Source organism: Paraferrimonas sedimenticola (assembly GCF_002282855.1).
In the GTDB taxonomy this organism is placed as follows: domain Bacteria; phylum Pseudomonadota; class Gammaproteobacteria; order Enterobacterales; family Shewanellaceae; genus Paraferrimonas; species Paraferrimonas sedimenticola.
In genome coordinates this window covers 171,634-198,087 of record NZ_NRIR01000002.1, presented here as the reverse complement: position 1 = coordinate 198,087, position 26,454 = coordinate 171,634, and the positions used below count along the sequence as shown (strand labels likewise).

The 26,454-nt window shown below is 50.4% G+C and carries 16 protein-coding genes; 6 read left to right on the top strand and 10 right to left on the bottom strand.

Translation table 11 applies throughout. The features are described 5' to 3' along the window. Positions 1 to 81 precede the first annotated feature (81 nt). Together ubiD and fre are read left to right on the top strand one after the other, a co-directional pair. Positions 82 to 1,569: a 4-hydroxy-3-polyprenylbenzoate decarboxylase gene (gene ubiD, locus CLC93_RS04260; RefSeq protein ID WP_095504709.1), complete on the top strand. Its 1,488-nt coding sequence runs from the start codon at positions 82 to 84 to the stop codon at positions 1,567 to 1,569. A 22-nt stretch (positions 1,570 to 1,591) separates the two neighbouring features. Beyond that, complete coding sequence (fre, locus tag CLC93_RS04255) at positions 1,592 to 2,287, top strand: NAD(P)H-flavin reductase (RefSeq protein ID WP_095504708.1); 696 nt, start codon at positions 1,592 to 1,594, stop codon at positions 2,285 to 2,287. Between the two features lie 66 nt (positions 2,288 to 2,353). Here the strand turns inward: fre and hemE are convergent, their stop codons facing one another. Further along, entirely contained in the window at positions 2,354 to 3,418 is a 1,065-nt protein-coding gene (gene hemE, locus CLC93_RS04250) for a uroporphyrinogen decarboxylase (RefSeq protein WP_095504707.1), read from the bottom strand. 428 nt (positions 3,419 to 3,846) lie between these two features. On the opposite strand from hemE, the gene rsd reads away from it, so the two are divergent. After that, entirely contained in the window at positions 3,847 to 4,314 is a 468-nt protein-coding gene (gene rsd / locus CLC93_RS04245) for a sigma D regulator (RefSeq protein ID WP_211286806.1), read from the top strand. Between the two features lie 68 nt (positions 4,315 to 4,382). Here rsd and acnB read toward each other — a convergent pair whose 3' ends face one another. From acnB to ampD, 9 genes are all read right to left on the bottom strand, one after another. Then, positions 4,383 to 6,980, bottom strand: coding sequence for a bifunctional aconitate hydratase 2/2-methylisocitrate dehydratase (acnB, locus tag CLC93_RS04240; RefSeq protein ID WP_095504705.1), 2,598 nt, complete (start codon positions 6,978 to 6,980; stop codon positions 4,383 to 4,385). A gap of 177 nt (positions 6,981 to 7,157) precedes the next feature. Next, complete coding sequence (locus tag CLC93_RS04235) at positions 7,158 to 9,425, bottom strand: patatin-like phospholipase family protein (RefSeq protein ID WP_245837080.1); 2,268 nt, start codon at positions 9,423 to 9,425, stop codon at positions 7,158 to 7,160. A 91-nt stretch (positions 9,426 to 9,516) separates the two neighbouring features. After that, on the bottom strand, positions 9,517 to 14,001 hold the full coding sequence (locus CLC93_RS04230) for an EAL domain-containing protein (RefSeq protein WP_095504703.1): 4,485 nt from the start codon (positions 13,999 to 14,001) through the stop codon (positions 9,517 to 9,519). A gap of 178 nt (positions 14,002 to 14,179) precedes the next feature. Next, positions 14,180 to 15,610, bottom strand: a complete 1,431-nt coding sequence (lpdA, locus tag CLC93_RS04225; RefSeq protein ID WP_095504702.1) for a dihydrolipoyl dehydrogenase — start codon at positions 15,608 to 15,610, stop codon at positions 14,180 to 14,182. Between the two features lie 122 nt (positions 15,611 to 15,732). Then, complete coding sequence (gene aceF / locus CLC93_RS04220; protein ID WP_095504701.1) at positions 15,733 to 17,385, bottom strand: dihydrolipoyllysine-residue acetyltransferase; 1,653 nt, start codon at positions 17,383 to 17,385, stop codon at positions 15,733 to 15,735. An 11-nt stretch (positions 17,386 to 17,396) separates the two neighbouring features. Next, the gene (gene aceE / locus CLC93_RS04215) at positions 17,397 to 20,060 is read right to left on the bottom strand and encodes a pyruvate dehydrogenase (acetyl-transferring), homodimeric type (protein WP_095504700.1); all 2,664 of its coding nucleotides are present in this window, start codon (positions 20,058 to 20,060) and stop codon (positions 17,397 to 17,399) included. Next, complete coding sequence (gene pdhR / locus CLC93_RS04210; protein WP_095505014.1) at positions 20,061 to 20,813, bottom strand: pyruvate dehydrogenase complex transcriptional repressor PdhR; 753 nt, start codon at positions 20,811 to 20,813, stop codon at positions 20,061 to 20,063. A gap of 242 nt (positions 20,814 to 21,055) precedes the next feature. After that, a complete protein-coding gene (ampE, locus tag CLC93_RS04205) occupies positions 21,056 to 21,919 on the bottom strand; it encodes a beta-lactamase regulator AmpE (protein ID WP_095504699.1) in 864 nt (287 codons plus the stop codon). A 23-nt stretch (positions 21,920 to 21,942) separates the two neighbouring features. Then, positions 21,943 to 22,518 carry a 1,6-anhydro-N-acetylmuramyl-L-alanine amidase AmpD gene (gene ampD, locus CLC93_RS04200; protein ID WP_095504698.1) on the bottom strand — a complete coding sequence of 192 codons (576 nt, stop codon included), beginning with the start codon at positions 22,516 to 22,518 and terminating at the stop codon, positions 21,943 to 21,945. Positions 22,519 to 22,763: 245 nt separating this feature from the next. Between ampD and nadC the strand changes: the two genes are divergently transcribed. The 3 genes from nadC (at position 22,764) to pilB (ending at position 26,322) form a co-directional block, all read left to right on the top strand. Next, on the top strand, positions 22,764 to 23,621 hold the full coding sequence (gene nadC, locus CLC93_RS04195) for a carboxylating nicotinate-nucleotide diphosphorylase (RefSeq protein WP_095504697.1): 858 nt from the start codon (positions 22,764 to 22,766) through the stop codon (positions 23,619 to 23,621). Between the two features lie 437 nt (positions 23,622 to 24,058). After that, positions 24,059 to 24,511 (top strand): pilin, encoded by a 453-nt coding sequence (locus tag CLC93_RS04190; protein WP_095504696.1) that lies wholly within the window; start codon positions 24,059 to 24,061, stop codon positions 24,509 to 24,511. Between the two features lie 107 nt (positions 24,512 to 24,618). Then, positions 24,619 to 26,322 carry a type IV-A pilus assembly ATPase PilB gene (gene pilB / locus CLC93_RS04185; RefSeq protein WP_095505013.1) on the top strand — a complete coding sequence of 568 codons (1,704 nt, stop codon included), beginning with the start codon at positions 24,619 to 24,621 and terminating at the stop codon, positions 26,320 to 26,322. Positions 26,323 to 26,454 lie beyond the last annotated feature (132 nt).

Sequence of the window (26,454 nt, the reverse complement as noted above, 5' to 3'; positions counted from 1 at the left end):
GCAGGCCCTGCCGAGGTATTGATGCGAATTTGTGATATAGTGAGCGCCACATCCAGCCAAGAAAAAATAAGCAGAGCAGCTGTGAGTTTTAAAGACCTAAGAAGCTTTATCGATCACTTAGAAGAAAGCGGCGAGTTGGTTCGCGTTTCACATCCGGTCGATACCCACCTGGAAATGACTGAAATTTGTGACCGCTTGGTGCGCAACGGCGGTCCTGCAGTACTGTTTGAGAATCCTAAGAATAGCTCCATGCCCGTGCTGGCTAACTTATTCGCCTCGGCCAAACGAGTGGCTATGGCGCTAGGGGAAACCGACACCAAAGCGCTTCGCGAAATTGGCAAGCTGCTAGCGGCACTAAAAGAACCCGAAATCCCGCGCGGCTTTAAAGATGCCATATCCAAAGTGCCCATGTTCAAGCAAGCGCTTAACATGCCACCCAAGCGAGTGTCTAAAGCGCCTTGCCAAGAAGTGGTACTCGAGGGTGATGATGTTGATTTAACTAAGCTGCCAATTCAGCACTGTTGGCCAGGTGACGTGGCCCCTTTGATGACTTGGGGACTAACCATTACCCGTGGTCCACGCCAACCAAGACAGAATCTGGGTATTTATCGCCAACAGTTGCTGGGTAAGAACAAGCTCATCATGCGCTGGCTCGATCACCGCGGTGGCGCACTGGATTTTAAAGACTTCAAAGAAAAGCACCCGGGTGAGAAATACCCTGTGGTGGTAGCGCTAGGCTCTGATCCTGTCACCATTCTTGGTGCTGTGACGCCGGTGCCAGATGGCATGAGCGAGTACGCCTTTGCCGGGTTGTTAAGAGGCGAGCGCACACAGGTAGCCAAAGCCCTCACCTGCGATTTAGAAGTGCCAGCTACCTCTGAGATGATTCTTGAGGGTTATATCGACCCAGAAGAGATGGCCACCGAAGGCCCTTATGGGGATCACACCGGCTATTACAACGAAACCGAGCGTTTCCCGGTGTTCACCGTGACCCATATCAGCCATCGACGCGATCCGATTTACCACACCACTTATACCGGCCGTCCACCGGATGAGCCCGCTATGCTGGGAGTGGCGTTAAACGAAGTGTTCGTGCCGATTTTGTGCAAGCAATATCCAGAAATTGTCGACTTCTACTTGCCACCGGAAGGCTGCTCCTACCGCATGGCAGTGATCTCGATTCGCAAGCAATACCCGGGACACGCAAAGCGCGTCATGATGGGCGCCTGGTCTTTCTTGCGTCAATTCATGTACACCAAGTTCGTGGTGGTGGTCGACGATGACATCAACTGCCGCGACTGGAACGATGTTATCTGGGCCATGACTACGCGAATGGACCCAGCTCGCGATACCGTGATGATCGAAAACACACCTATCGATTATCTGGACTTCGCTTCACCTGTCGCAGGCCTAGGCTCCAAAATGGGCTTAGACGCCACCAATAAAATGCCCGGCGAGACTGAGCGCGAATGGGGTGAACCCATAATACAAGACCCTGATGTTGAGCAACGCGTTGACGACATCTGGGACAAGCTGGGCTTAGATCCGGCACATAAAAATAAAAGATAATTAGAAAAACCCAAGGATCGAAATGAATACCACCCGCTGCAGTGTCGACTCTATCGTCAAGCTCAACGACTATGTGTATCAAGTCAAATTGACTCCAGCGTCGACAGTGGAATATCGCCCTGGCCAATACGCTAAATTGGTCTTAAGCGAAGACGACAAACGCATTTTCTCTATCGCGTCACACCCAAGCGCCGAGCAAATCGAATTGCACATAGGCGCGGCCGAAGGCGATGAGTACCCGCTACAAGCCATTGCTCATCTGCAAGCCAACCCACAGGTCATTATGGAAATCGGTGAGGGCGATGCCTTTTTACGCGAACAACAGCAGCGCCCTCGCCTCTTGATTGCCGGCGGTACTGGCTTCTCTTACGTACACAGTATCCTTACCCACATGCTTGAACACGGTAACAACCCGCCCACTGAAGTGATCTGGGGCTGTCGTTCTGAAGTCGATATGTACTACTTTGAGCAAGTAAAGGCGTGGGCAGATGCCAATGACTGGTTGAGCTTTACCCCAGTACTAGAAAACGCAGTTGAAAATACTCAGGCCACTCAAGGCTTGCTGCTAGACGTTGTAAAAGCCTTGCATCCAAACTTGGCTGAGTATGATGTGTACCTCGCCGGACGCTTTGAAATGGCCGCGGCAGCCAAAGCTCAGTTTGTTGAGCAGCAAGTGGATCTTAAACACTTGTACGGCGATGCCTTTGGTTATGTGTAACCGCTAGCCTCAAACATCAAAAAAGCCGCTCGATTGAGCGGCTTCTTAGTGTCAGTAAGTAAATGCTTACTTGTGGTATTGAGCAGAGTACTTGTGTACCGCTTCAATGAACGCACCGGCGTGCTCTGGATCCACGTGCTGGTGAATACCATGGCCCAAGTTGAATACGTGGCCAGTACCTTCGCCGTAACCGGCCAAGATTTGCTGCACTTCTTCTTCAATGCGTGGAATTGGCGCATACAGCATAGATGGGTCCATGTTGCCTTGCAGTGCCACTTTATCGCCAACACGAGCGCGAGCGTCTTTGATGTCGATGGTCCAGTCTAGGCCCAGTGCGTCACAACCGGTTTCCGCCATGGCTTCTAGCCACAGACCGCCGCCTTTGGTGAACAGGGTAACTGGTACTTTGCGACCTTCGTTTTCGCGAATCAGACCGTCAACAATCTTCTGCATGTAGCGCAAAGAGAATTCGCGGTAAGCCGAGTGAGACAGAGCGCCACCCCAAGAGTCGAAGATCATCAGAGATTGAGCACCGTTCTTCACCTGAGCGTTCAGGTAAGAAGTTACAGAGTCAGCTAGCTTGTCTAGCAACATGTGCAGAGCTTGTGGCTCAGCGTACATCATGCGCTTAATCTTTTCGAAAGTCTTAGAAGAGCCGCCTTCAACCATGTAGGTCGCCAGCGTCCATGGAGAACCAGAGAAACCAATCAGAGGTACTTCGCCTTTCAGTTCGCGACGGATGGTGCTTACCGCTTTCATCACGTAGCCCAGCTCGTCTTCTGGATCTGGCACAGCCAGCTTCTCGATTTTCTCGATGGTGTCGGTTGGACGCTCGAAACGTGGGCCTTCGCCAGTTTCGAAGTACAAACCACAACCCATGGCATCAGGAATGGTCAGAATGTCAGAGAACAGAATCGCCGCGTCTAGGTCGTAACGACGCAGTGGCTGAAGGGTTACTTCACAAGCCAAATCGTGGTTTTTGCACAAAGACATGAAATCGCCGGCTTCGGCGCGAGTGGCTTTGTACTCTGGTAGGTAGCGACCGGCTTGGCGCATCATCCATACAGGGGTCTTATCAACCGGCTGCTTTAGCAGCGCGCGCAAATAGCGATCATTCTTCAGTTCTGACATGTAAAGCTTCCTAATTCGTTCGAATAACTAATTCAATCTTGTCGTTATGGCGAGCTAGTTTAGCAGATCACCCGATAAAAAAATGATCCGATGGCGGAAATGTGAACCAGTCCCAATAGCGCTTTAAAAATGCGAATTCCAAGGGCGAGCTAGGTCAAATTGTTAGAGCAAACCGGTCGGAGTTGTCAGGCTGCAAAAGCTTTGATATAAAGACATTGCGCTAGCAAAACAATGAAGAATCTCGTCACAACGAGGCCAGTACTTCTTATTCACCCTGTCGTTTACGACAGGGTTTTTTATTTCCTAATTTTCACATCCCGCCCGATATCCCTCTGCCAAATACATGCTCGGATCTGTTAAATAATTGTTGATCCCAACAGTGGTTATTTTCTATTCTGATCCAACAGCAAATGCGAATGGAGATTCCGATGCTAAAGAGTTTGGCTGTTGCGAAAGAAAAGTGGGGTGGCAGTAATTCCCTAATCGATCAGTGGTTGGGTCACCGTAGCCAATTGCTGGCCAGTTATTGTGAACTGGCAAACCTTCCTCCTTACGAAAAAGAACACCGACGACTGCCCGACTTAGGCGAAATCCAAAGCTTTTGTGCATTGGTGGTGGACTATGTTTCCGAAGGTCACTTTGAGGTTTACGACCAAGTGGTATCCGCTTGTGAAAAAACCGGCGAAGAGAATTTGGCTCTCGCGCGCAAACTCATGCCGCAGATCGCCAAGACCACCGACTTCGCACTCGACTTTAATGATAAGTACACCGGCATTCACGACCACGACCAAGTGGTTGAGCTGGACCAAGACTTGTCCAAGCTTGGGCAAATGATGGAAACCCGTTTCGACTTAGAAGATAGGCTTTTAGAGGCCGTGCATCAGGTGCACGCCTAACCTTCCATCTCAATTAGACACGAAAAAGCCCGCGTATTTCTACGCGGGCTTTGTTTTTCAGTAAGCGATTAGACCGCTTGCTGGAATATCACAGTGTCCGCTTTCTTGGTGTAAGACGGTAACTGATCAAAGTTCAGGTAACGGTAGGTATCTGCCGCGGTCGCGTCGATGTTAGCCGCGTACTCTTGATACTCTTGAGTGCTTGGCAAGCGACCGATAATTGCCGACACTGCCGCCAACTCCGCCGAAGCTAGGTAAACGTTAGCACCAGTACCCAGACGGTTCGGGAAGTTACGCGTCGAGGTAGACACTACCGTTGAGTTCTCAGCTACCCGTGCCTGGTTACCCATACACAGCGAGCAACCTGGGATCTCAATGCGAGCACCCACACGGCCAAAGATGCCGTAGTAGCCTTCGTCGGTCAGCTGGTCTCGGTCCATCTTAGTCGGTGGCGCAATCCACAAGCGAGTTGGAATAGCACCCTTTTGCTGATCCAATAGCTTACCAGCGGCACGGAAGTGACCAATGTTGGTCATACAAGAACCGATGAACACTTCATCAATTGCTTGGCCTTCCACCTCGGATAGCAAGCGAGCGTCATCTGGGTCGTTTGGCGCACACAAGATTGGCTCTTTGATCTCGTTCAAATCAATTTCGATGATTTCAGCGTACTCAGCGTCTTTGTCCGCTTCCATCAGCTCGGGGTTGGCAATCCACTCTTCCATACCCTTGATACGACGCTCAATGGTACGACGGTCGCCATAACCTTCGGCAATCATCCACTTAAGCATCACGATGTTGGAGTTCAAGTACTCGATGATTGGCGCTTTATCCAGCTTGATGGTACAACCGGCGGCACTGCGCTCAGCGGACGCATCTGATAATTCAAAGGCTTGCTCAACTTTCAGGTGCTCAAGACCTTCAATTTCTAGTACGCGGCCAGAGAAGATGTTCTTCTTACCCTGCTTCTCAACGGTCAGTAGACCGCGCTGAATTGCTGCGTATGGAATGGCGTGTACCAAGTCACGTAGGGTAATACCTGGCTGCATTTCGCCTTTGAAACGAACCAGCACTGACTCTGGCATATCCAACGGCATAACACCGGTGGCCGCTGCAAAAGCCACCAAACCAGAACCGGCTGGGAAGGAGATACCTAGCGGGAAGCGAGTGTGACTATCACCACCTGTACCTACGGTATCAGGCAGCAACATACGGTTCAGCCAAGAGTGGATGACACCGTCGCCTGGGCGCAGTGATACGCCGCCGCGGTTCATGATGAAATCGGGCAGAGTGTGGTGAGTGTTCACATCCACAGGCTTTGGATAAGCGGCGGTGTGACAGAATGACTGCATGGTCAAGTCAGCGCTAAAGCCCAAGCAGGCCAAGTCTTTAAGCTCATCACGAGTCATAGGACCTGTGGTGTCTTGTGAGCCAACGGTGGTCATCTTAGGTTCGCAATACTGACCTGGGCGAATGCCTTCTACGCCGCACGCCTTGCCAACCATTTTCTGCGCTAAAGTGAAGCCTTTGCTCGAGGCTTCAACCGCTTGTGGGCGACGGAATACATCGCTTGCTGGCAGACCCAATACTTCGCGAGCACGGTCGGTTAGACCTCGACCAATGATTAGCGGAATACGACCACCAGCGCGCACTTCATCAAGCAGCACATCGGTTTTCAGTTTAAATTCAGAGATAACTTCATCGCTGTCGTGACGAGTCACCTTGCCTTGATACGGATAGATATCAATCACATCGCCCATGGCCATGTGCTCGACTGGCAACTCGATTGGCAGTGCACCGGCATCTTCCATGGTGTTAAAGAAGATTGGCGCAATTTTGCCGCCTAGGCAGAAGCCACCGCCGCGCTTGTTTGGCACGTTTGGAATGTCATCGCCCATGAACCACAATACTGAGTTGGTGGCTGACTTACGCGATGAACCTGTACCTACCACGTCACCTACGTAGGCCAATGGGAAACCTTTTTGCTTGAGCTCTTCGATTAGCTTAATTGGGCCAACTTCACCAGCAACATCAGGCACTATACCTTCGCGGGCGTTTTTCAACATGGCCAAAGCGTGCAATGGAATGTCAGGGCGCGACCAAGCGTCCGGCGCTGGCGACAAGTCATCGGTGTTGGTTTCACCCAGCACCTTAAACACGGTCAGGCTAATTTTGTCATCAAGCTTAGGCTTAGAGGTAAACCACTCAGCTTCCGCCCAAGAGTTCACAACCTGCTTAGCAAAGTCGTTACCTGCGTTCATCTTCTCAACCACGTCGTGGAAAGATTCGAACATCAACAGAGTGTGAGACAGGGCTTTTGCTGCCAGAGGTGCCAATTCGGCATCGTCTAACAGGGCAATCAATGGTTCGATGTTGTAACCACCTTGCATGGTGCCTAGTAGTTCAACCGCGTGGGCTTTTGAAACTATGGGTGATTCGGCTTCGCCTTTGGCAACCGCCGCTAAGAAACCGGCTTTTACATAAGCGGCTTCGTCAACACCAGGGGGAATACGGTTTTCTAGCAGGTCTAGGATGAATTCTTGCTCACCAGCAGGAGGATTTTTTACCAACTCAATCAGTTCGGCGACTTGTTGAGCGTCCAATGGCTTTGGCACAATCCCAAGCTCAGCACGTTCGGCAACGTGGGTACGATAGGCTTCTAGCACGACAACTTTCCTCTTTTTTGTAATCGGCAGTGATCACTGCGCGTCCTTCAACAATAAGCCCCGAGTTTTGTTATTTTTTGGCGGCTTAAATGTGGTGCGCATTATATCGCAAAAGAGAAAAATCTTGAACCAAATCACACAAACTTGAAACTTTGTATACCGGATCGCAACCGATTGCTAGAAAACTCGCCCGATAAACAGGTACACAGCCCTGTCTCCGGTTTGGGCTGCACCGAAGCCGAGCGCTGCGGGACCAAGTTGGGTATCGGTGCCAACAAACAGCGAGCCCGAGTAAATGAGCTCTTCCAAATTCACTGTGTCTTGAACTTGCCAAACATTACCCGCTTCCAGCGACGCCCCTAGATACAATGGATACTGGGTCATGTTGAGCACACTGCGGCCCAAATCGTATTGGTAAATTAGAGCGCCAAACACCTTCTTAGGTCCGACGATGGATTCACGTAGGAAGCCCGAAAGGTTCAAAAAGCCGCCCAAGTCCGAACCATAACTGGTGAAATCCGAGTTTTTGTCGGTATAGGCTGCTGACACCTTACCCACCACCGAGCTATTGCCAAGCTTAATAGCCCCTTTCCAATCAAATTCACTGATCATCGCTGTCACATGACTGCCGTCAAAGCCGGCGCCGGTAAAGACTTCATCGACGACAGTGACTGCAAGTCGCACCTGATTGCCTTGTGTGGGAAAACTGACGCTATTCAGGCTGTCATAGCCAAAAGCCAGGTAGCCACCTTTCATCTCGTAGTTCCAACGTTGAGTGACCAGTGAGCGGCTGATGATTTGACCCTGTTCGTACAAAGCGCCGATCTCAAGAATCCCTAAGCGGCTGTAATTGGTCCCAATACCTAACTCAAAGTTGTTGTATCTTTTGTCAAAATCTAATGACAATACGTCCGTGCTTACCAGAGGCCAGCGCCGGTCTTGAAAGCGATATTGCGCACGCGCATAAAAGCGGTCGGTCAGATCAAAGGGCTGATAAAACTCAGTATTGAGTATTCGATTTTCCCCCAGTCTGGCTTGAGTTCGCCAATAGGCTCCCTGATGATTAATGTCCGTCATAGTAAACGAGGCATCGAGCTGCAGTGAGTTTTTGAAATCGAAGTTATCTTCCCAACTAAGGCCAAAGTCTAGATAGTTTGGTCCCCAGGGCTTGGGTTTGACCGCTAGGTGCAACTCGCGCCCTACTTCGGTATCGATAAACTCAGCGTCCACCCGTTCAAATCGATTTAACGCATAGACTCGATTTATCGCATCGTTTAAGTCGTCCGCAGAAATCCGCTGACCGCGCTCTAGATCAAGGGTTTCTCGAATCAAGGTCGTAGAGGCTTGGGTGGAATTATGAATGCGAATGCGAACTACTGGCTTAGCAGATTCTTCCAGCCAATTCTCCGCGTACAACTGTTTCTGCGCCCGTCTTTGCTGATACTCTTCAACCGGCAGGGCTAAGTATTCTAGCCGTTCTATTTGCTCCTCGGCTGCCGTGCGTCCAAGAGGTATCGATTCGCGCATTCGGCTAAAATCTGTTGTGCCAAAGCCATGTAACGCGGGCACTATCAGAACGTCGTCCTCCTCCATTAGTGCGATTTGCTTTTGCAGGCCGCCCTGAGTCAAGAAGTTGGCTAACTGCTCAAGCACCTTAACCGCGCTATTGAGCTCATCATGGTTGAGTAAGGGCGCACCGATATCCACCGCAATCACAATGTCAGCGCCCATGTCCTTAACCAACTGCACTGGCATGTTGTTGACCAAACCACCGTCCACGAGCAAGCGTCCTTCCCGTTCCACGGGATTAAGCACGCCAGGCACTGTCATAGAGGCCAACATGGCCGTCACCAAATCGCCTTTGTCCAATATGACTTCTTCGCGAGTTTCTAAGTCGGTGGCTATCGCGCGATAGGGAATTGCCAAATCATCGAAACTGTCAAATACGGGAAGTTCACCAACCGAATAGCGCACCAATTGCGCCATGGTTTGACCGCGCAAATAACCACTGGGCGCGCGAAACTCCCCGTCTCTGATGCCCAGATCTAACGGTACGTTGTAGATATCTCTTTGAATTTTGTCGCGATAGGGTAGGGATTCGCGAGGCACAGCATCAGAAAAACCCTGATTCCAGTCCGTAGACAGCATCAGCGCTTCGATTTCTGCCGCTGAGTATCCGATGGCATAAAGACCACCGACATAGGAACCAATCGAGGTGCCCGCAATGTAATCCACGGGAATTCGGTGTTCTTCGAGTACTTTAAGCACGCCCACGTGAGCCGCACCTTTGGCGCCACCGCCACTGAGGGCTAAGCCAACTTTTAGACGCTCACGGGGTGCTTCCTGCGCGGCGGGTTGCGAGTTTTCGGCTAGAGCTATCGAAGAAAGTGACATCAACAACAGCGCAAAGGTTATGAGATACCATGTCACGGAACCAAATTTCACACCAAATCCCAGATAAATCAGAGTATTAGACAAGCCTAGCTAACCACGCCACGACTATCCAGCAGATTTTGCCCTGTGAGTCGTGGCGATATTAGGCGTCTTCGGTAGTTTTATGGTCAAGCGAATGGGCTTGAGCGTATTGCTTGAGACGCTTTTCAACCTCAACAACCGCCACAGGCTTAGAGAAATAATAGCCTTGAATCTGATAACAACCACGCTTTGTGACTTCATCGAGCTGAGCCTTGGTCTCAATCCCCTCGGCGATGACCTCAAGGTTCAAGTTGCGAGCCAAATCGATAATACTCGAGGCAATCGCTTGGTCTTCGGCGCGCTCAGCGATGCGCTGAATAAAGCTCTTATCGATTTTAAGCGCGGTCACTTGCAGCTCGCGCAAGTAGGCCAGCGACGAATAACCAGTGCCAAAGTCATCAATCGAAACCCGAACTCCCATGGCCTTTAGCTTGGCAATCTGGCGTTGCGCCACCACCAAGTCTTCCATCAAAACGCCTTCGGTGATCTCAAGATTGAGCTGATCAGCAGCTAGACCAGAGACCTCCAGAGTGTGGCGAACCCACTCCACATAGTCGGGCTGCATAAAGTGAATACCAGACACATTGACCGACATACGCACCGAGCTGTAGCCCTTGGCTTGCCAGCGCGCCGCTTGATTACAGGCGGTCATCAACACCCAGCGGTCGATTTTAACGATGAGGCCACACTGCTCGGCAATTGGTATGAACACGTTCGGGCCAATGTATCCCTGCTCTCTTTGATTCCAACGCAACAAGGCCTCAACGCCAACTAGGCGCTGGCCGTGGCTAACCTCAAACTGAGGCTGGTACACTAGCTCAAACTCGTTGAATTCGATGGCCTTGCGCAAGTCGTTTTCCAGCTTGAGCTGCTGCAAAGCTAACTCGTTGCGTTCTGCAGAGTAGTACTGGAAGTTAGCCCGGCCCAATTCCTTGGCTTGATACATGGCCAAGTCGGCGTTCTTCACAAAACTGTCAGCATCCTCGGCATCTTGTGGGTATTGGCTGATACCAATACTGGTGGAGTTGTAAAACTCGCGGCCGCCAATCTCAAACGGCTCGTTAAAGGCGGAGACTATTTGGCTGCACAATTGATTCAGTTGTCGCATAGACTCAACTTTGCGCAGCAGAATAACAAACTCGTCGCCACCGAAACGACAAATCAGAGTGTCGTCACTGGTGCACTGGTGCAGACGACGTGCCGCCTCCACTAACAGCGCATCACCCACGTTGTGCCCATAGGTGTCGTTGACTTGCTTAAAGCGGTCCAAGTCGAGGAACAACATAGCCATTTTCTCGCCGCTGGCACTGGCTTCGCGAATGGCTTTCGACAAACGCTGAGAGAATAGCGTTCGGTTTGGCAGATGCGTCAAGGCGTCGTAGTTGGCCAAGCGCCACAGCTCGCTCTCGTGGCGTTTGCGCTCGGTAATATCGGAGAACACCACCACCCAGTGATTCTGCTGAGTATGGGTGTCCTTCATATACGTCATATTGATAAGTACTGGCGCCGATTGGCCTTTGGCTCTTTGCAGATAGCGCTCGCCGGTCCAATTAACTTGGTCTTTGAGAATCTTGTGCATAGGCACACCGGTAGAAGCCCGCTCGTCAATCAGTTGAGCCAGATTGCGATTGACCATATCGTCGCGGCTGTAGCCAAGCACCATGCTTACCGCGTTATTGACCACCTGAACTTCGCCTTGCTCATTGAGAATGAGCATGCCCTCAGAGGTATTGGCAAAGGCTTGGGCGAATAGCGAGTAATCACTTTGCAGCTCACGCTGTTTGGTAATGTCCGTGTAGATACCGGCCATTTTGATGACCTGGTTGGTGACCAAGTTACGCTCTACCACCTTGCCGCGCACTCGAATCCAACGCCATGCACTGATGTGGTTAGCTTGAACTCGAATGTCCATATCGATACTGGAGATAAAGCCTTTGAGGTGGCCGTACCAATGATGTCGCGCCGATTGAATATCGTCTGGGTGAATCAACAAGTCTTCGGCGCTGAACAGACTTCCGCCATCGTCTTGTTGCTTGCCCACCATGCCGTTGCGCAGATAGATGCGCTTAGAAACACCGTCCCACTCCCACATTTGCGCACCTGAACCTTTCAGCGCCAGCAGTAAGCGGTCTTTGTTTTGGATGATGGCGCGGTTCATTTGACGCACGGTATCGAGCTGTTGCTGACGCACCACAATCAGCGCCACCACGCCCACGAACACAGTCAGGATAACCAATGCGATAAACCAGGCACTGCGCCACCAATGCTGGTCGATAGTGAAGTCTATGGTAAACGGGATCTTTTCGGATGCGTGACCGTGCAACGGCAAGAATTCCAGCCGATACTCACCCTCATCGAGTCCAGCAACGTTGACACTTGGCACACCCTCCATCACAAAGGGTTTACTCGTCACGCCAGTCCTAAGATTTCGAATCTGATACTGGTATGGAAAGCGAATGCCGAAAATCGGATTAGCCACCGAGAAGTTGAATTTCAACATCAGAGTGTCTGGCCCAAAACTCAACGGACCGCTCGGAGAATACAAAATGCTCTGTCCGGTATTTGAGTAACTTAACACCGAGTCCAACATGGTCTGACTGTCATCGAATGCCGGCTCGAGCTTGTCGGGGTCGACCAGAATCGCTCCCTCTGGGCTGCCGAACATCAAACCCAGATCGGGACGGTACAGATAGGCGCCTTCATTGAGCTCTTTAACCATCAGGCCGTCGTGATCGGTTAGCGCCTCATAGCTTTGCATATCCGGGTCGAATTTTAAGAGGCGATCACTGCAACCGACCAACAAGCCAGCTTGAGTGGGCTGAATAAAGAAAACGGTGCGGCAATCGTTTTCTTGAGTTAAGCGAGAGAGTTGGGGTTCGCTAAGCTCGAGATCGATTGACACCAAACCAATCTCATCGCCGCCAAATAGCATACGGCCCTGGTGTTGCGCCATGTGCCCAATAGCGGTGGACAGCTTGTCCTTCGGCAGCAAATGGCGCATGGAGTTAAATTGGTTGTCAGCGTCTATGTAGCCAAACAAGTCTCTGCCACCAACCCAAAGTCGGTCGAGCGAGTCCTGAAAGGTCGAATAGGGGTAACGACTTTCGCCGCTGGCACGGGTGAGCGACTCTCGCATCGATGTGCCCGAGGCCATGTCTATCTTAAACAAGCCAGAAGACGCGCTTACCCACCAAATATTGGACTGCTTGCGGTCTTGAGCCACGTAAAAAATGGTGGCTTTCTCAAGCCCTTCCACATCCCCTTTGAACAAGGTCCAAGGGTCGACAAACACTCTTTGCTCGGTATCGAAGATCATCAAACCTCGAGTGGTCGCCAATGCCAGCTGTTTTGGCGCAACTCGTTTAATGTCGTAAATCCTATCGGACAAGCCAAACCCAGGCGGTAGCACGTGGTAGCGTTTAACCTCGCCCTCAGCCAAGAAACTCTCTAGTTGGATTAAGCCGTTTTCAGTGCCAAACCAAAGATCGCCCTCGGACTCCAAAATGGACCATATCACCTGATTTTCTAGCTGGTAGCGCCCACCTTTGGTGAAAGTATCTAATACGAAATCTTTGGGTTGGATCATGACAGCAATGCCTTCAGCATCGCCTGCAAGCCACAGCAGTCCATCATGGTCGATCAAAATTGAACGAACGATACCAAGTCCGGCATCCGCTCGAATTACGTCGCCATAGTGTTTCGAATTCTTCAGATCAGGATGCCAACTAATGACACCAACACGAGCACTTAACCACAATCGTCCTGACGAGTCTTCTTTGATGGCGCGAACGTGCGCGTCTACCTGGGTAATTTTGTTGATCGATTGCGATTCGGCATCCAGTTGGAATAATCCTTGGCCACTGGTCAGCCACTGGCGACCTTTACTGTCCACCAGCAGCTCGTTGATCAGCTCATACTTTTGAGGCCATAAGTGATGAAATAACTGCTTGCCCGCCAAGTCATACAAGGCGAGCTCTGAACGGTTAGCCACCCAGACTTTATCATTAGTCGCTTGGTGTAAAGTCCAATGCGTTTTGCCTTCTTCTCTTGGCGCCAGCACAGTGTTGATTTGCCAAGTGTCGACATCAATTTCGACAATGCCCTGCTCAAGCGTGCCAAAACGATACGCGCCCTTGTCGGTTTTTATCGGGCTCAATACCTCGTTAAACTGGAACTCGGGATTCAGCTGGTCAAAGTCAACGAAGGTATTGCTGTCTAAATCGAAGTGGTAAAGGGCTTTGTTGGTGGTAATGAAGTATTGGCGGGGCTTGATTTCGGTAACGCTGGTAAACAGCATTTGATTGACTAAGCGCTCGCCGAATTGAATATCCATGCGCTCGACGAAGCTGGAACTTATTCGATAGACCCCATCCTCGGTGGCAGCCCAAATATAGCCGCTGCTATCTTGGGAGATATGATGCACTTGCGCTTTTTTTAGCCCGTGCTCGTCAACGATTAATCGCTGAACAAATTCGGACGCACTAACACTTGGTTGTGCAACAAATAAAAGCAATCCTGCTAATACCAGCGCGAAAAAGCGAGACAAAAAATCACCTCTGTATTTGAGTTATTATTTGCGGTGAACTCCCTTACCCAACTTTATACTACATTTCATTTACAATCCCACACCAATTCCACACTTTTGTGAGGGAATTTTGTCTTCTTGGACAAAAAATGGGCATAAAAAAGCCGCCCTTAGGCGGCTCCTAATTTAGCTAATTTGCTTACTTTTTCTTCTTAACCGCTTTGGCGTTTGGCAAGTCGGTGATCGAGCCTTCGAACACTTCTGCTGCCAGTCCTACCGACTCGTGCAAGGTTGGGTGGGCGTGCACTGTTAGAGCTAGATCTTCAGCATCACAGCCCATTTCGATGGCTAGGCCAATTTCACCCAACAGCTCACCACCGTTAGAACCAACTACCGCACCACCGATAACGCGGTGAGAGTCTTTGTCAAAGATTAGCTTGGTCATGCCGTCAGAGGCATCCTGAGCAATTGCACGACCGCTGGCCGCCCATGGGAACACAGCAGTTTCGTAGTTGATGCCTTGCTCTTTGGCTTCTTTCTCGGTTAGACCAACCCAAGCGACTTCTGGGTCAGTGTATGCAATTGATGGAATCACTTTCGGGTCGAAGTAGTGCTTCTTACCAGAGATAACTTCAGCGGCTACGTGGCCTTCGTGCACGCCTTTGTGAGCCAACATAGGCTGACCAACGATGTCGCCAATCGCGAAGATGTGGCTAACGTTAGTGCGCATTTGCTTATCAACACCGATAAAGCCGCGCTCGTCGATGTTAACACCGGCTTTTTCAGCGTCGATGTTTTTACCATTAGGCGTACGGCCAATAGATACCAAAACCGCGTCGTAGCGCTGTGGCTCAGCTGGGGCCTTTTTGCCTTCCATGGTCACATAGATGCCATCTTCTTTGGCTTCAACCGTGGTGACCTTGGTAGATAGCATCAGGTTAAACTTGTTCTTAATGCGCTTGGTGAAACCGCGAACCACGTCTTTGTCAGCCGCAGGGATCACTTGGTCTAGCATCTCAACTACGTCGATTTGAGAGCCTAACGCGTGGTATACGGTACCCATTTCAAGACCGATAATACCGCCGCCCATCACTAGCATGCGCTCAGGAATTTCTTTTAATTCCAGCGCATCCGTTGAGTCCCAAATGCGTGGATCTTCGTGCGGGATAAATGGTAATTCGATTGGGCGAGAGCCGGCTGCGATGATGGCGTTATCGAATTCGATAGTAGTTACGCCTTCTGGGCTTTCCACGTCGATGCTGTTGGCACCGGTGAATTTGCCGTAGCCGTTAACTACTTTCACTTTGCGCATCTTAGCCATGCCAGCCAGGCCATTGGTCAACTGACCAATTACCGACTCTTTGTGCTCGCGCAATTTATCTAGGTCGACTTGCGGCTCGCCAAAGCTAATGCCGTGGGCTGAAACCGCTTTGGCTTCGTCCATCACTTTAGCAACGTGAAGCAGGGCTTTTGACGGGATACAACCCACGTTCAAGCACACGCCACCCAAGGTGGAGTAACGCTCAACGATAACAGTATCCAGACCTAAATCTGCCGCACGGAATGCCGCAGAATATCCGGCTGGGCCAGCGCCCAACACGACTACTTGAGTTTTAATAGACTGACTCATTTGTTCCTCTAATTATTTTCATTCCGTTGCGACGATTATTCAGATTTTCGCCTTTTGCTTGCGCGATTGTACTGAGGCAACCATCGAAACTAAAGCCCCGAGTTAACTCGAGGCTAACTGCCTTACAAAATCAGCTTGCGAATATCGGTCAAAATGCTAGCCAGAGCCACACTAAAGCGAGCGGCGACTGCACCGTCGATCACGCGGTGATCGTAGGACAGAGATAGCGGCAGCATCAGCCTTGGCTGGAAGGCCGCGCCGTCCCACTTAGGCTTCATTTCCGACTTGGACACGCCCAAAATGGCCACATCCGGATAGTTAACAATTGGAGTAAACGCCGTCCCACCAATACCACCTAGGCTTGAGATGGTGAAGCAGCTACCCTGCATGTCTTGGGCTTTTAGCTTGCCTTCACGAGCTTTGGCGGAAATCTCCAACAGCTCTTTAGACAGATCGTAAATGCCCTTCTTGTCCACATCGCGAACCACAGGTACCACAAGGCCGTTTGGCGTATCTACCGCGATACCGATATGGAAGTATTTTTTCATGATCAAGCTCTCGCCATCTGGGCTTAAGCTCGAGTTGAATACTGGGTATTGAGCCAGTGCTTTAGCTACTGCCTTCATCATGAACACCAGTGGGGTGATCTTGAAGTCGGCCTTTTGCTTGTTCAGCATCTGGTTCTGTTCTTTGCGGAAAGCTTCTAGCTCTGTGATATCCGCTTCGTCGAACTGAGTCACGTGCGGAATGGTCACCCAGTTGCGGTGCAAGCTAGGACCAGAAATTTTCTGAATGCGGGTCAGCGCGACTTCTTCCACTTCACCGAACTTAGCGAAGTCCACTTTTGGCGCTTCGATAACGTTCAGACCTGAACCGCCTTCAACCGCGCTCGACTTAGGACGAGACAACTCGTACTTAACCCAAGACTGCACGTCTTCTTTTAGAATGCGATTCTTGCGACCAGTGCCGGTGACCTTATTCAGATCCACACCAAACTCGCGGGCTAGGCGGCGAACCGCTGGGCTGGCGTGCGGCATACCGGTTTTCTTGGTGGCGCCGGCACTTGGGTGGTGTGGTACTGGTGGTGCGCTTGGTGCTGGGGCAGCCCTTGGAGCTTCTGCTGGTGCCGGAGCTGGTGCATCAGTCGCTACCGCAGCAGGTGCAGCAGGCGCTGCGCCTTGTACCGACATAGTGCCTATTACTGCACCACTACCAACCTTATCGCCAACAGAGACAGTCAGATTTACCACTTTTCCACCTTGAGAGGCCGGCACTTCCATAGTGGCTTTATCCGTTTCCAGAGTAATCAAGCCCTGATCCGCCTCAACATTGTCGCCAGCGGCAACTAGCACTTCGATGATGTCTACTTCGCCATCTTCGCCAATGTCTGGAACCACGATATCCACGACACTGGATTCCGTTGTAGCAGTTGCAGACTCTACTGGCGCACTCTCTACAGGCGTTGACTCTGCCTCTGGCGCTGGTGCGGCCTCTCCAACCGCTGGTGCTGGCGCTTCTTCCGGTGATTCAGCACCCGCAACAGCTTGGATCATAGCGATCAGAGTGCCTTCTTCCACCTTGTCGCCCACAGCAACTTTTAGCTCTTTGATCACCCCGGCTTCAGGCGCCGGAATGTCCATGGTCGCTTTATCAGATTCAACTGTGATGATTGAGGCTTCGGCTTCAACGGTGTCGCCCACTGCTACACACAGTTCAATCACTTCAACCTGATCACCACCGATATCAGGTACTAGGATTTGCTTTATATCGCTCATGTCCTCTCCCCTTAAGCCAGTAGTGGGTTGATTTTGTTGGTGTCGATACCGTAGTTGCTGATAGCCTTAGTCAGTACCTCAGCTTCCAGCTCACCCTTGTCTACCAGAGACTTCAATGCGCTGATTACGATAAAGCGAGCGTCCACTTCGAAGTGGTGACGCAGGTTAGCACGGCTGTCGGAGCGACCGAAACCGTCGGTGCCCAGTACGCGGTAATCCGCTGGTACCCATGCGCGAACCTGGTCGGCGTAACTCTTCATATAGTCGGTCGCAGCAATCACCGGCGCATCGTCGCCCAATACTTTGGTGATGTAAGGTTTCGCCACATCAGAACCACTGTTTAGCAAGCACTGACGCTCGTATTCCTGACCTTCGCGGGCCAGTTCGTTAAAGCTGGTCACGCTGAACACATCAGAGCTAATGCCAAAGTCTTTGGCCAGTGCTTCTGCGGCTTTGCGAACCTGCAGCAAGATGGAACCAGAACCTAGTAGCTGGACCTTGCCTTTGCCTGAGCCCGCAACAGAATCTAGCTTGTAGATACCCTTGATGATGCCCTCTTCCACGCCCTCTGGCATGGCTGGCTGCTCGTAGTTCTCGTTCAAAGTGGTCAGGTAGTAGAACACGTCTTCTTGGCTCTCGCCGTACATGCGCTCTAGACCGTCTTGAACGATAACCGCTACTTCGTAGCCGTAAGTCGGGTCGTAACTAATGCAATTTGGAATGGTGCCGGCTTGAATGTGGCTGTGACCATCTTGGTGCTGCAAACCTTCGCCGTTTAGCGTAGTACGGCCTGAAGTACCGCCGACTAAGAAACCGCGAGCACGCATATCACCGGCCGCCCATGCCAAGTCACCAATACGTTGGAAACCAAACATAGAGTAGTAGATGTAGAACGGAATCATCGGCTCGTCGTTGTTGGAGTAGCTAGTCGCTGCCGCTACCCAAGAGCTCATGGCACCCAGTTCGTTAATGCCTTCTTGCAGTACCTGACCTTTCTTGTCTTCGCGGTAGTAAGCCACTTGGTCAGCGTCTTGCGGGGTGTATTTTTGGCCTTCGTGAGCGTAAATACCTACTTGGCGGAATAGGCCTTCCATACCGAAGGTACGAGCTTCGTCTGGAATAATTGGCACAATGCGCTTGCCAATGGCTTTGTCTTTTAAGAGAGCGGTCAGCACGCGCACAAACGCCATGGTGGTTGAAATTTCACGACCGTTTGAGCCTTTTAGCACAGCGTCAAAGGCTTTCAGACGCGGAACATCCAACTCGCCGCTAAACTGAGGCAAACGACGCGGCATCATGCCATGCAGCGCTTCACGACGGGCCTTCATGTACTTCACTTCGTCCGAGTCAGGACCCGGGTGGTAGTATGGAATGTCTTCTAGCTGCTCATCGCTAATTGGAATGTTGAAGCGATCGCGATAGTGGCGAACCGCTTCGGCACCCATTTTCTTAACTTGGTGCGCGATGTTCTTACCTTCACCGGCTTCACCCATGCCGTAACCTTTTACGGTTTTAGCCAGAATCACGGTTGGGCGGTTCTTGGTGTTCTTGGCGTGTTGCAGTGCCGCGTACATCTTCACAGGATCGTGACCACCACGGTTTAGACGCCAAATGTCATCGTCTGACATGTTGGCCACCATTTCGGCGGTTTCAGGGTACTTGTTGAAGAAGTGTTTACGAGTGTACTCGCCACCTTTGGCTTTGCAGTTCTGGTACTCGCCATCAACGGTTTCTTCCATCAACTGCAAAAGCTTACCTGAGGTATCTTGAGCGATTAGCGGATCCCAGTAGCGACCCCAAATGACCTTGGTCACTTCCCAGCCCGCGCCGCGGAACTCACCTTCTAGCTCTTGAATAATCTTGCCATTACCGCGAACCGGGCCATCCAGACGCTGCAGGTTACAGTTAACGATGAATACTAGGTTGTCTAGCTCTTCGCGAGCCGCCAGACCAATCGCACCCAGTGATTCTGGCTCGTCCACTTCACCGTCGCCCAAGAAGCAGTACACGGTTTGCTCAGAGCAGTCTTTGATGCCGCGGTCGGTCAGGTACTTAAGGAAGCGCGCCTGATAGATGGCTTGAATTGGACCTAGACCCATAGAAACCGTTGGGAATTGCCAGTAGTCAGGCATCAATTTAGGGTGTGGGTAGGAAGACAGGCCTTTGCCATCCACTTCCTGGCGGAAGTTGTCCATTTGCTCTTCGGTCAAACGACCTTCGAGGTATGAGCGGCTGTAGATACCCGGGGCAATGTGACCTTGGAAGTAAACCAAGTCACCGCCGTCTTTTTCGTTCGGCGCGCGGAAGAAGTAGTTAAAGCACACATCGTAAATGGTGGCAGAAGAGGCGAAGCTTGAGATGTGACCACCCAACTCCAAATCTTTCTTAGACGCGCGCAATACCATGGCTAGCGCATTCCAACGAATGATGGCGCGAATGCGACGCTCCATATCTTGGTCGCCAGGCATGGTCGGCTCTTGACCAACAGGAATGGTGTTCAGATAAGCAGTCGTCGCTTTAAACGGCAGGTGCGTACCGTTGCGACGGGCTTGGTCAATCAGCTTTTCAAGCAGGTAGTGGGCTCTTTCTGGCCCTTCGTTTTCTAATACCGCTTGCAGGGCGTCAAGCCACTCGTTAGTTTCGAGTGGATCAATGTCATGGGGTAGTTGAGTCATTTAGCGATCTCCACGCAATCGACGTAGGCTACGCTGCTGACGCGTGTCTTCTTGGCGAAGGGTCAGCAGCACTTCTTCAATGTAAGCAAGGTGTTCGTTTGAGGCTTGGCGGGCGCGCTCTGGGTCGCGACTGACAATAGCAGTTAGCAATGCGCGACGATGGTCGCCCGCTTGCGCTGCGGTCGAAGGACGACGCTTTAGCAGGACTAAGTTTTGCACCACGTTGGATTGTAGTACCGGGGCTAAACTCAGAACCAAATGTAGCATGGCTGCGTTGTGCGACGCTTCGGCAATGGTGCGATAAAAATGCACGATAGCGTCAGCTTCGGCGTCCAAGTCTTTGGCTTCGTCAATCGCGTTTAGCGCTTTTTGAATGCGCTCGAAATCCGTATCAGTTCCGCGCAGTGCGGCGAAATAGGCCATCATACCTTCAGTGGCATGACGAAACTCCAGTAAGTCAAACTGACTTTCTGGATCTTTAGCCATCAATTCTAAAACGGGATCGGCGAAGCTCTGCCAGAGTTGCTGCTGTACGTAGGTGCCACCGCCTTGGCGGCGAGTCAGCAGGCCCTTGGCCTCAAGTTTCTGAATGGCTTCGCGCAAAGATGGGCGTGAGACGTCAAACTGGACCGCTAACTCTCGCTCCGGCGGCAGCTTTTCACCAGGCTGCAGAGACCCCTCAAGGATCATTTGCTCTAGTTGCTTGACTATTACGTCGGATAATTTGGGTTGGGCGATTTTGCGATAACTCACGATTGCACCTGCCATCAGACACTATTGTTAAACTTGTTATATCTTCTTTTGTCTTTTTTGGGGTCAATTGGTCTTACCAATTGTTTAACATGGCGCACTTTATCAGATCACATTTCGCCTGTCCATAGCGTGATCCAAATCAAAAATCTGGTCGGAAGTGTGATTGTTTGGGGGCTATTTGAGCGAGTGCGCTAACTATATCGCAAATCGCCCAAAAAGCCAGTGTTATTGGAGTGTTGCGCTTAGGCAATCACCCCAAAAATGGTGAGTAAACTGATGAATACCAAAAGTAGGATAAAGTTACGCCGCGCTAACTTCAAAAGCGCCAATGTCGACTCGACACAAATCGGTGGTTTTTCTTCAGAGTCATTTGGCGTATTCGGCAAATGCTCGGCCGCCAAAGCCACCTCACCAATCACGGTTCGAGCTGGTGTTTGCCAGTCCACAGCGTAACGCTGCCATACCGGCATAGCTGAGGTGAAATGGCCGGAGAGCATATAGCCAAGCGCCAATAAACGACTTGGCGCCCAATCGGCGATGGCCAAAAAGTCACTCAACCAGCTTGGGCACTGGTGGGAGAGCTGTAAGCGGTCGGCGTGGTAGCGCAACGACGAATACAGTAGGCCACCCACTGGGCCAAATAGCGCGAAATAGATAACCACGGCTGCAAAGTAGCGGTAGTTCAGCCAAGCCACGGTTTGACCGATATAGCGGCCTAGTTCTGCTGAGTCGATGCTATTGATGTCCGTGTGCGGGTCTAGCTGCTGGGCGTAATGGTAGCAAGCCTGTGAGTCGCCGCGACGCGCCGCTTTTAAGTACCCGGAGAAATGGTTGCGAATTGGCAGATGGTTTAGCAGCGCGACTGCGGCTGCACACCAAATTAGCAAGCCGATAACACCCCATAAGGCGCTTCCGACTAGGCTCAGTAGTAAATACACTACAACGGATGGAGCCAGCACCGCCGCGGCCAGGCGAAACTGAGAACTTGGGTGATCAGCAAGCCACTGTTTTGCGACCCAAGCGTGTATGGGGCGATCGCTCCACTGGGGTTTCACCACCTTAATGCGGTCCAACAACAAAGCCAGTAACAAACTGAAAAGCGCCATAACCTCTTGCTCCTACGATTGGCTTATTTTATTCCTGCAGCGACTAACCTTTGCCGATACCCTGTCCAGTCGAATCCCGGACCTGGGTCTGTCTTGCGCCCTGGCGCGATGTGCTCGTGCCCGACGATCCGATCTAAAGTGATTTTAGGATAGGTTTCAAGTATATACAGCGATACTTTGTGCAAAGCTTGATATTGCTCATCGCTGTAACCCGAATCATCGGTGCCCTCAAGCTCAATCCCAATCGAAAAGTCATTGCAGCGCTCACGCCCTTGGAAACTCGAAACGCCTGCGTGCCAGGCTCTTGAATGCATATCTACGTATTGAGTGATGAGCCCTTCTCGATTGATAAAAAGATGAGCCGATACTCGAAGGCCGATAAGCTCTTCTAACTCTGCAGGACAGTCTTCTTGAATACAGCCCATAAACAGCTTGTCTATGTAGGGCTGACCGAACTGGCCTGCTGGTAAGCTAATGTTGTGCAGCACTAAAAGGCTGATATCGGTAATATCTGGTCGTAAATCAAAATGCGGGGACGGACGCTGCGCCACCGTCTGCCAAGGCAGTACGCCCTTTCCTTTTTGGGCATCACGACTCATACAATTGAAGCTCCTGAGATTTAGGCGCTTTCAGTCTACCGCAAAATAGCGGTTAGCCTATCCTCCAAAACGAAAAATCACTTCAAAAATTCGACAATTATTTCGGCCGATGTTTTTAGCTAACTATTGTCAGCTGATGTTTTCTACTGACTGGGCGAATGGGTTAAACTAATGAGCAATAACAAAGAGCTGGCACCCGATGAGTTTTACAGACAGTGCCGAGCAATGCAGTAAGGACAGCTCAAATGCTACAAAACGACATTCGCACCAGCGTCAAAGCCGCGCTTGACGAAGATCTAGGCCACCAAGATGCCGCTACTGGCGATATCACCGCCGCGCTAATTGACCCCAACAAACACGGCGAAGCCACCTTAATCACTCGCGAAGATGGCGTATTTTGCGGCAAAGCTTGGGCTGAGCAAGTGTTCGCCCAACTAGGTGGAACCGTGGTACTGAAATGGCATGTGGACGATGGCGACTTGGTGGTACCGAATCAAGTCCTTTGCGAATTATCCGGCCCGGCAGCGACCATTTTGACTGGCGAGCGCTCCGCGATGAACTTCATCCAGACCCTGTCTGGCACTGCAAGCTTGGTAAAACGCTACGTCGATGCCCTCAGTCAAAGCAACACTCAACTACTGGATACTCGTAAAACTATCCCGGGACTCCGCACTGCGCAAAAATACGCGGTGGTTTGCGGCGGCGGTAAGAACCACAGAATTGGCTTGTTTGATGCTTATTTGATCAAAGAGAACCACATTATGGCTTGTGGTGGCATTCAACCAGCCATCGCCAAAGCCCGCGCGTTGAATCCAGCCAAGCTGGTCGAAGTGGAAGTGGAGTCACTAGAAGAGCTGCAACAAGCACTCGCCGCTGGCAGCGACTATGTGATGCTGGATAACTTTGACATCAACATGATGCTCGAAGCGGTATCGCTTAATCAGCAACTGACGTCTGGTAAAACCAAGCTGGAAGTGTCTGGTAACGTGACACTAGATACCATCGCAGGCTTTGCTAAGACAGGAATTGACTATATTTCCGTCGGTGCACTAACCAAACATGTTCGCGCTTTGGACCTATCGCTGCGAATGAAACCAGAATAATTAATCAATCCAGTGCAATTCACTGCCAACTAACACTTTTGGCAGTGGATTACATATTTTGCTATGCCTCACATTTTCTTTTTTATCTGCCTGTAAACCTTTGCACTAAGCGAGCAACTATTAACCTTTAAATAACGTCAATAAAGCCAATATTGCGTCAAAAGATCTGACAGCGACAATATATTGACGATCGTAAGTGGCTAATTTATAAGGGTTTTTGCTCACAAAAATGAAAATTTTTTAGACTGTTAAAATTCAGTTAAATCAGGCACTTAACTAATACCTTTAGCTGATCTAAATCATTTCTTGTTCAAAATAGTGAAATCTGCTGTTTTCATTTAAACAACTTTGTACTAACTTGGCAGACAGACCAGTATTGAGCTGGCGCAATCAGACCTTTTATCAATTTGACGTGCAGCTTTCATGGAGAGAACAAAATGAAACAAAGCAAAGGTTTTACCTTAATTGAACTACTAATCGTTGTTGCCATCATCGGTATTCTGGCAGCAGTTGCTATTCCTCAGTATCAGAATTACATCGCAAAAGCAGAGGCTGGAACGGCGTATTCTACTTTGGCAAGCCTTAAATCACCAATGGAGGCTTATGTACTGGAAAAAGGTTCACTTCCGGGTGTGGATGGAGAACTAGCTTGGATTGGCGCCAGTGCAGGTCTAATTGTGAATGGTAGCTTGGAATACACTGCCAGCGGAATCCAAGTTACGATGGGAGCTAATGGCTCGCCAGCAATAAGCGGCGCAGTTATCGCACTTAGTCGTACCGCAGGCGCTACCGCATCTGATCCAGCAACTTGGGCTTGTACCTACACCTATCCTACAGCAGGTAATGCAAACCACGCTCCGAAAGGTTGTACGGCCGCAGCAGGCACCTAAGTTACGCGTTCACGAATAAAAAAGCCGAAGTTTTCAAAACTTCGGCTTTTTTGTTTTTATAAACACGGATACTATCAAAATTACGTCCCTATTGAATGTTTCAAACTATGTCAATTACGAAGGCTGACTACGGAATCGCGTCTATCTTTTTAAACAAAGGCTTGTTTTCAGAACGAGAGCTCAAAAATTCACTGCAGAACGCAGGAAGGGAGCGTTCCAACATTGTAAGTACGTTGGTTGAGAGTAAGCTAGTTGAAGGAGAACAAGCGGCTTTGCTGCTCCACGAGGAATTTGGAACTCCTTGGTTAGATCTTAAAAGCTTTAATGTCGAATCGATCCCTGAGCAAATACTCAATAAAAAACTAATAGAAAAGCACAGATGTTTACCTTTATCAGTCAAACAAGGCCGGGTATACATTGCAACGACCGATCCAAATAATATAGGCGCTTTGGAAGAGTTCCAATTTTCATCAGGATTAACTGTAGAGCCTATTTTAGCGTCTCACTATCAACTCAAATCGGCTATAGAGAGAGTATTGGAAGCCGATTTAGAAGAGCTCGATCTTTCCGGAATTGACGAATCAACGCTCGCAGATATTGACGTCGCCGAAGAGAAAAAAGAAGACGATAACGCGGACGGCAAAGATGATGCCCCAATCGTCATCTATATCAATAAAATTCTCACTGATGCAATTCGCAAAGGTGCCTCCGATTTACACTTCGAGCCTTACGAGAAAGAGTATCGCATCCGTTTCCGAATTGACGGTATTCTCCACACTGTATCAACCCCACCGGTAAACTTATCCTCAAGGATCTCAGCTCGCTTGAAAGTGATGTCCAAACTGGATATTGCCGAACGTCGTTTGCCTCAAGATGGGCGCATTAAACTCAAGCTTTCCAAAACCAAAAGCATCGATTTTCGTGTATCCACGCTGCCAACCCTATTCGGTGAGAAAATCGTAATGCGTATTCTCGATTCCTCCAGCGCCATGCTAGGGATCGATATTCTGGGTTACGAGCCCGAGCAAAAGGCACTTTACGAAGAAAATTTAGCAAAACCTCAAGGGATGATTTTGGTAACCGGCCCTACCGGCTCGGGTAAGACGGTTTCGCTATATACTGGCCTTAACATTCTCAATACCGAAGAGCGCAACATTTCCACCGCGGAAGATCCGGTGGAAATCAACCTTTCAGGTATCAATCAGGTTCATATCAACAATAAGGCCGGATTAACTTTTGCTTCGGCTTTGCGGTCTTTTCTTCGCCAAGATCCAGATATCGTGATGGTCGGTGAGATTCGAGACTTAGAAACAGCAGAAATTGCTATCAAAGCCGCCCAAACCGGTCACTTAGTGTTGAGTACCCTTCACACCAACTCGGCTGCTGAAACCCTGACTCGTTTGATGAACATGGGAGTACCCGCCTATAACATCGCAGGTTCGGTTAACCTGATTATCGCTCAGCGATTGGGCCGAAGGCTGTGTAAAGAGTGTAAGCAGGAAGAGCAAATTCCAGACGAGCAACTCAGAGAGCTAGGCTTTAGCGCGGAAGATATCGCCAAAGGGTTCACCGTGTATAAGCCTGTGGGTTGTGACAACTGTGCCGGCGGCTATAAAGGTCGAGTGGGTATCTATGAAGTGATGCCTATGACCGAAGCTATCGCCAACATTATTATGGAAGGCGGAAACGCTCTGGATATCGGACGACAAATGCAACAAGACGGCGTCAATACACTGCGGCAGTCTGGGCTACGCAAAGTGGTGCAGGGGGTTACCAGTATTGCCGAAGTCAACCGTGTGACCAGCGCCTAAGACAAAGATCTCAGCCCTGACACTTGTCAAAATCTTTACACTAGTCGGTCCTGTCTAACTTGGTTACACTGGTGCATAAACGTGCGCATAGCAATGCTGGATTACGCATTGCCTAGTTTGCAAAAACTAAGA

Coding starts and splice junctions, on each gene's coding strand:
- fre (WP_095504708.1), top strand. CDS start 1,592: ATGAATACCACCCGCTGCAGTGTCGACTCTATCGTCAAGCTCAACGAC.
- hemE (WP_095504707.1), bottom strand. CDS start 3,418: ATGTCAGAACTGAAGAATGATCGCTATTTGCGCGCGCTGCTAAAGCAG.
- rsd (WP_211286806.1), top strand. CDS start 3,847: ATGCTAAAGAGTTTGGCTGTTGCGAAAGAAAAGTGGGGTGGCAGTAAT.
- lpdA (WP_095504702.1), bottom strand. CDS start 15,610: ATGAGTCAGTCTATTAAAACTCAAGTAGTCGTGTTGGGCGCTGGCCCA.
- aceF (WP_095504701.1), bottom strand. CDS start 17,385: ATGAGCGATATAAAGCAAATCCTAGTACCTGATATCGGTGGTGATCAG.
- aceE (WP_095504700.1), bottom strand. CDS start 20,060: ATGACTCAACTACCCCATGACATTGATCCACTCGAAACTAACGAGTGG.
- ampE (WP_095504699.1), bottom strand. CDS start 21,919: ATGGCGCTTTTCAGTTTGTTACTGGCTTTGTTGTTGGACCGCATTAAG.
- ampD (WP_095504698.1), bottom strand. CDS start 22,518: ATGAGTCGTGATGCCCAAAAAGGAAAGGGCGTACTGCCTTGGCAGACG.
- nadC (WP_095504697.1), top strand. CDS start 22,764: ATGCTACAAAACGACATTCGCACCAGCGTCAAAGCCGCGCTTGACGAA.
- CLC93_RS04190 (WP_095504696.1), top strand. CDS start 24,059: ATGAAACAAAGCAAAGGTTTTACCTTAATTGAACTACTAATCGTTGTT.
- pilB (WP_095505013.1), top strand. CDS start 24,619: ATGTCAATTACGAAGGCTGACTACGGAATCGCGTCTATCTTTTTAAAC.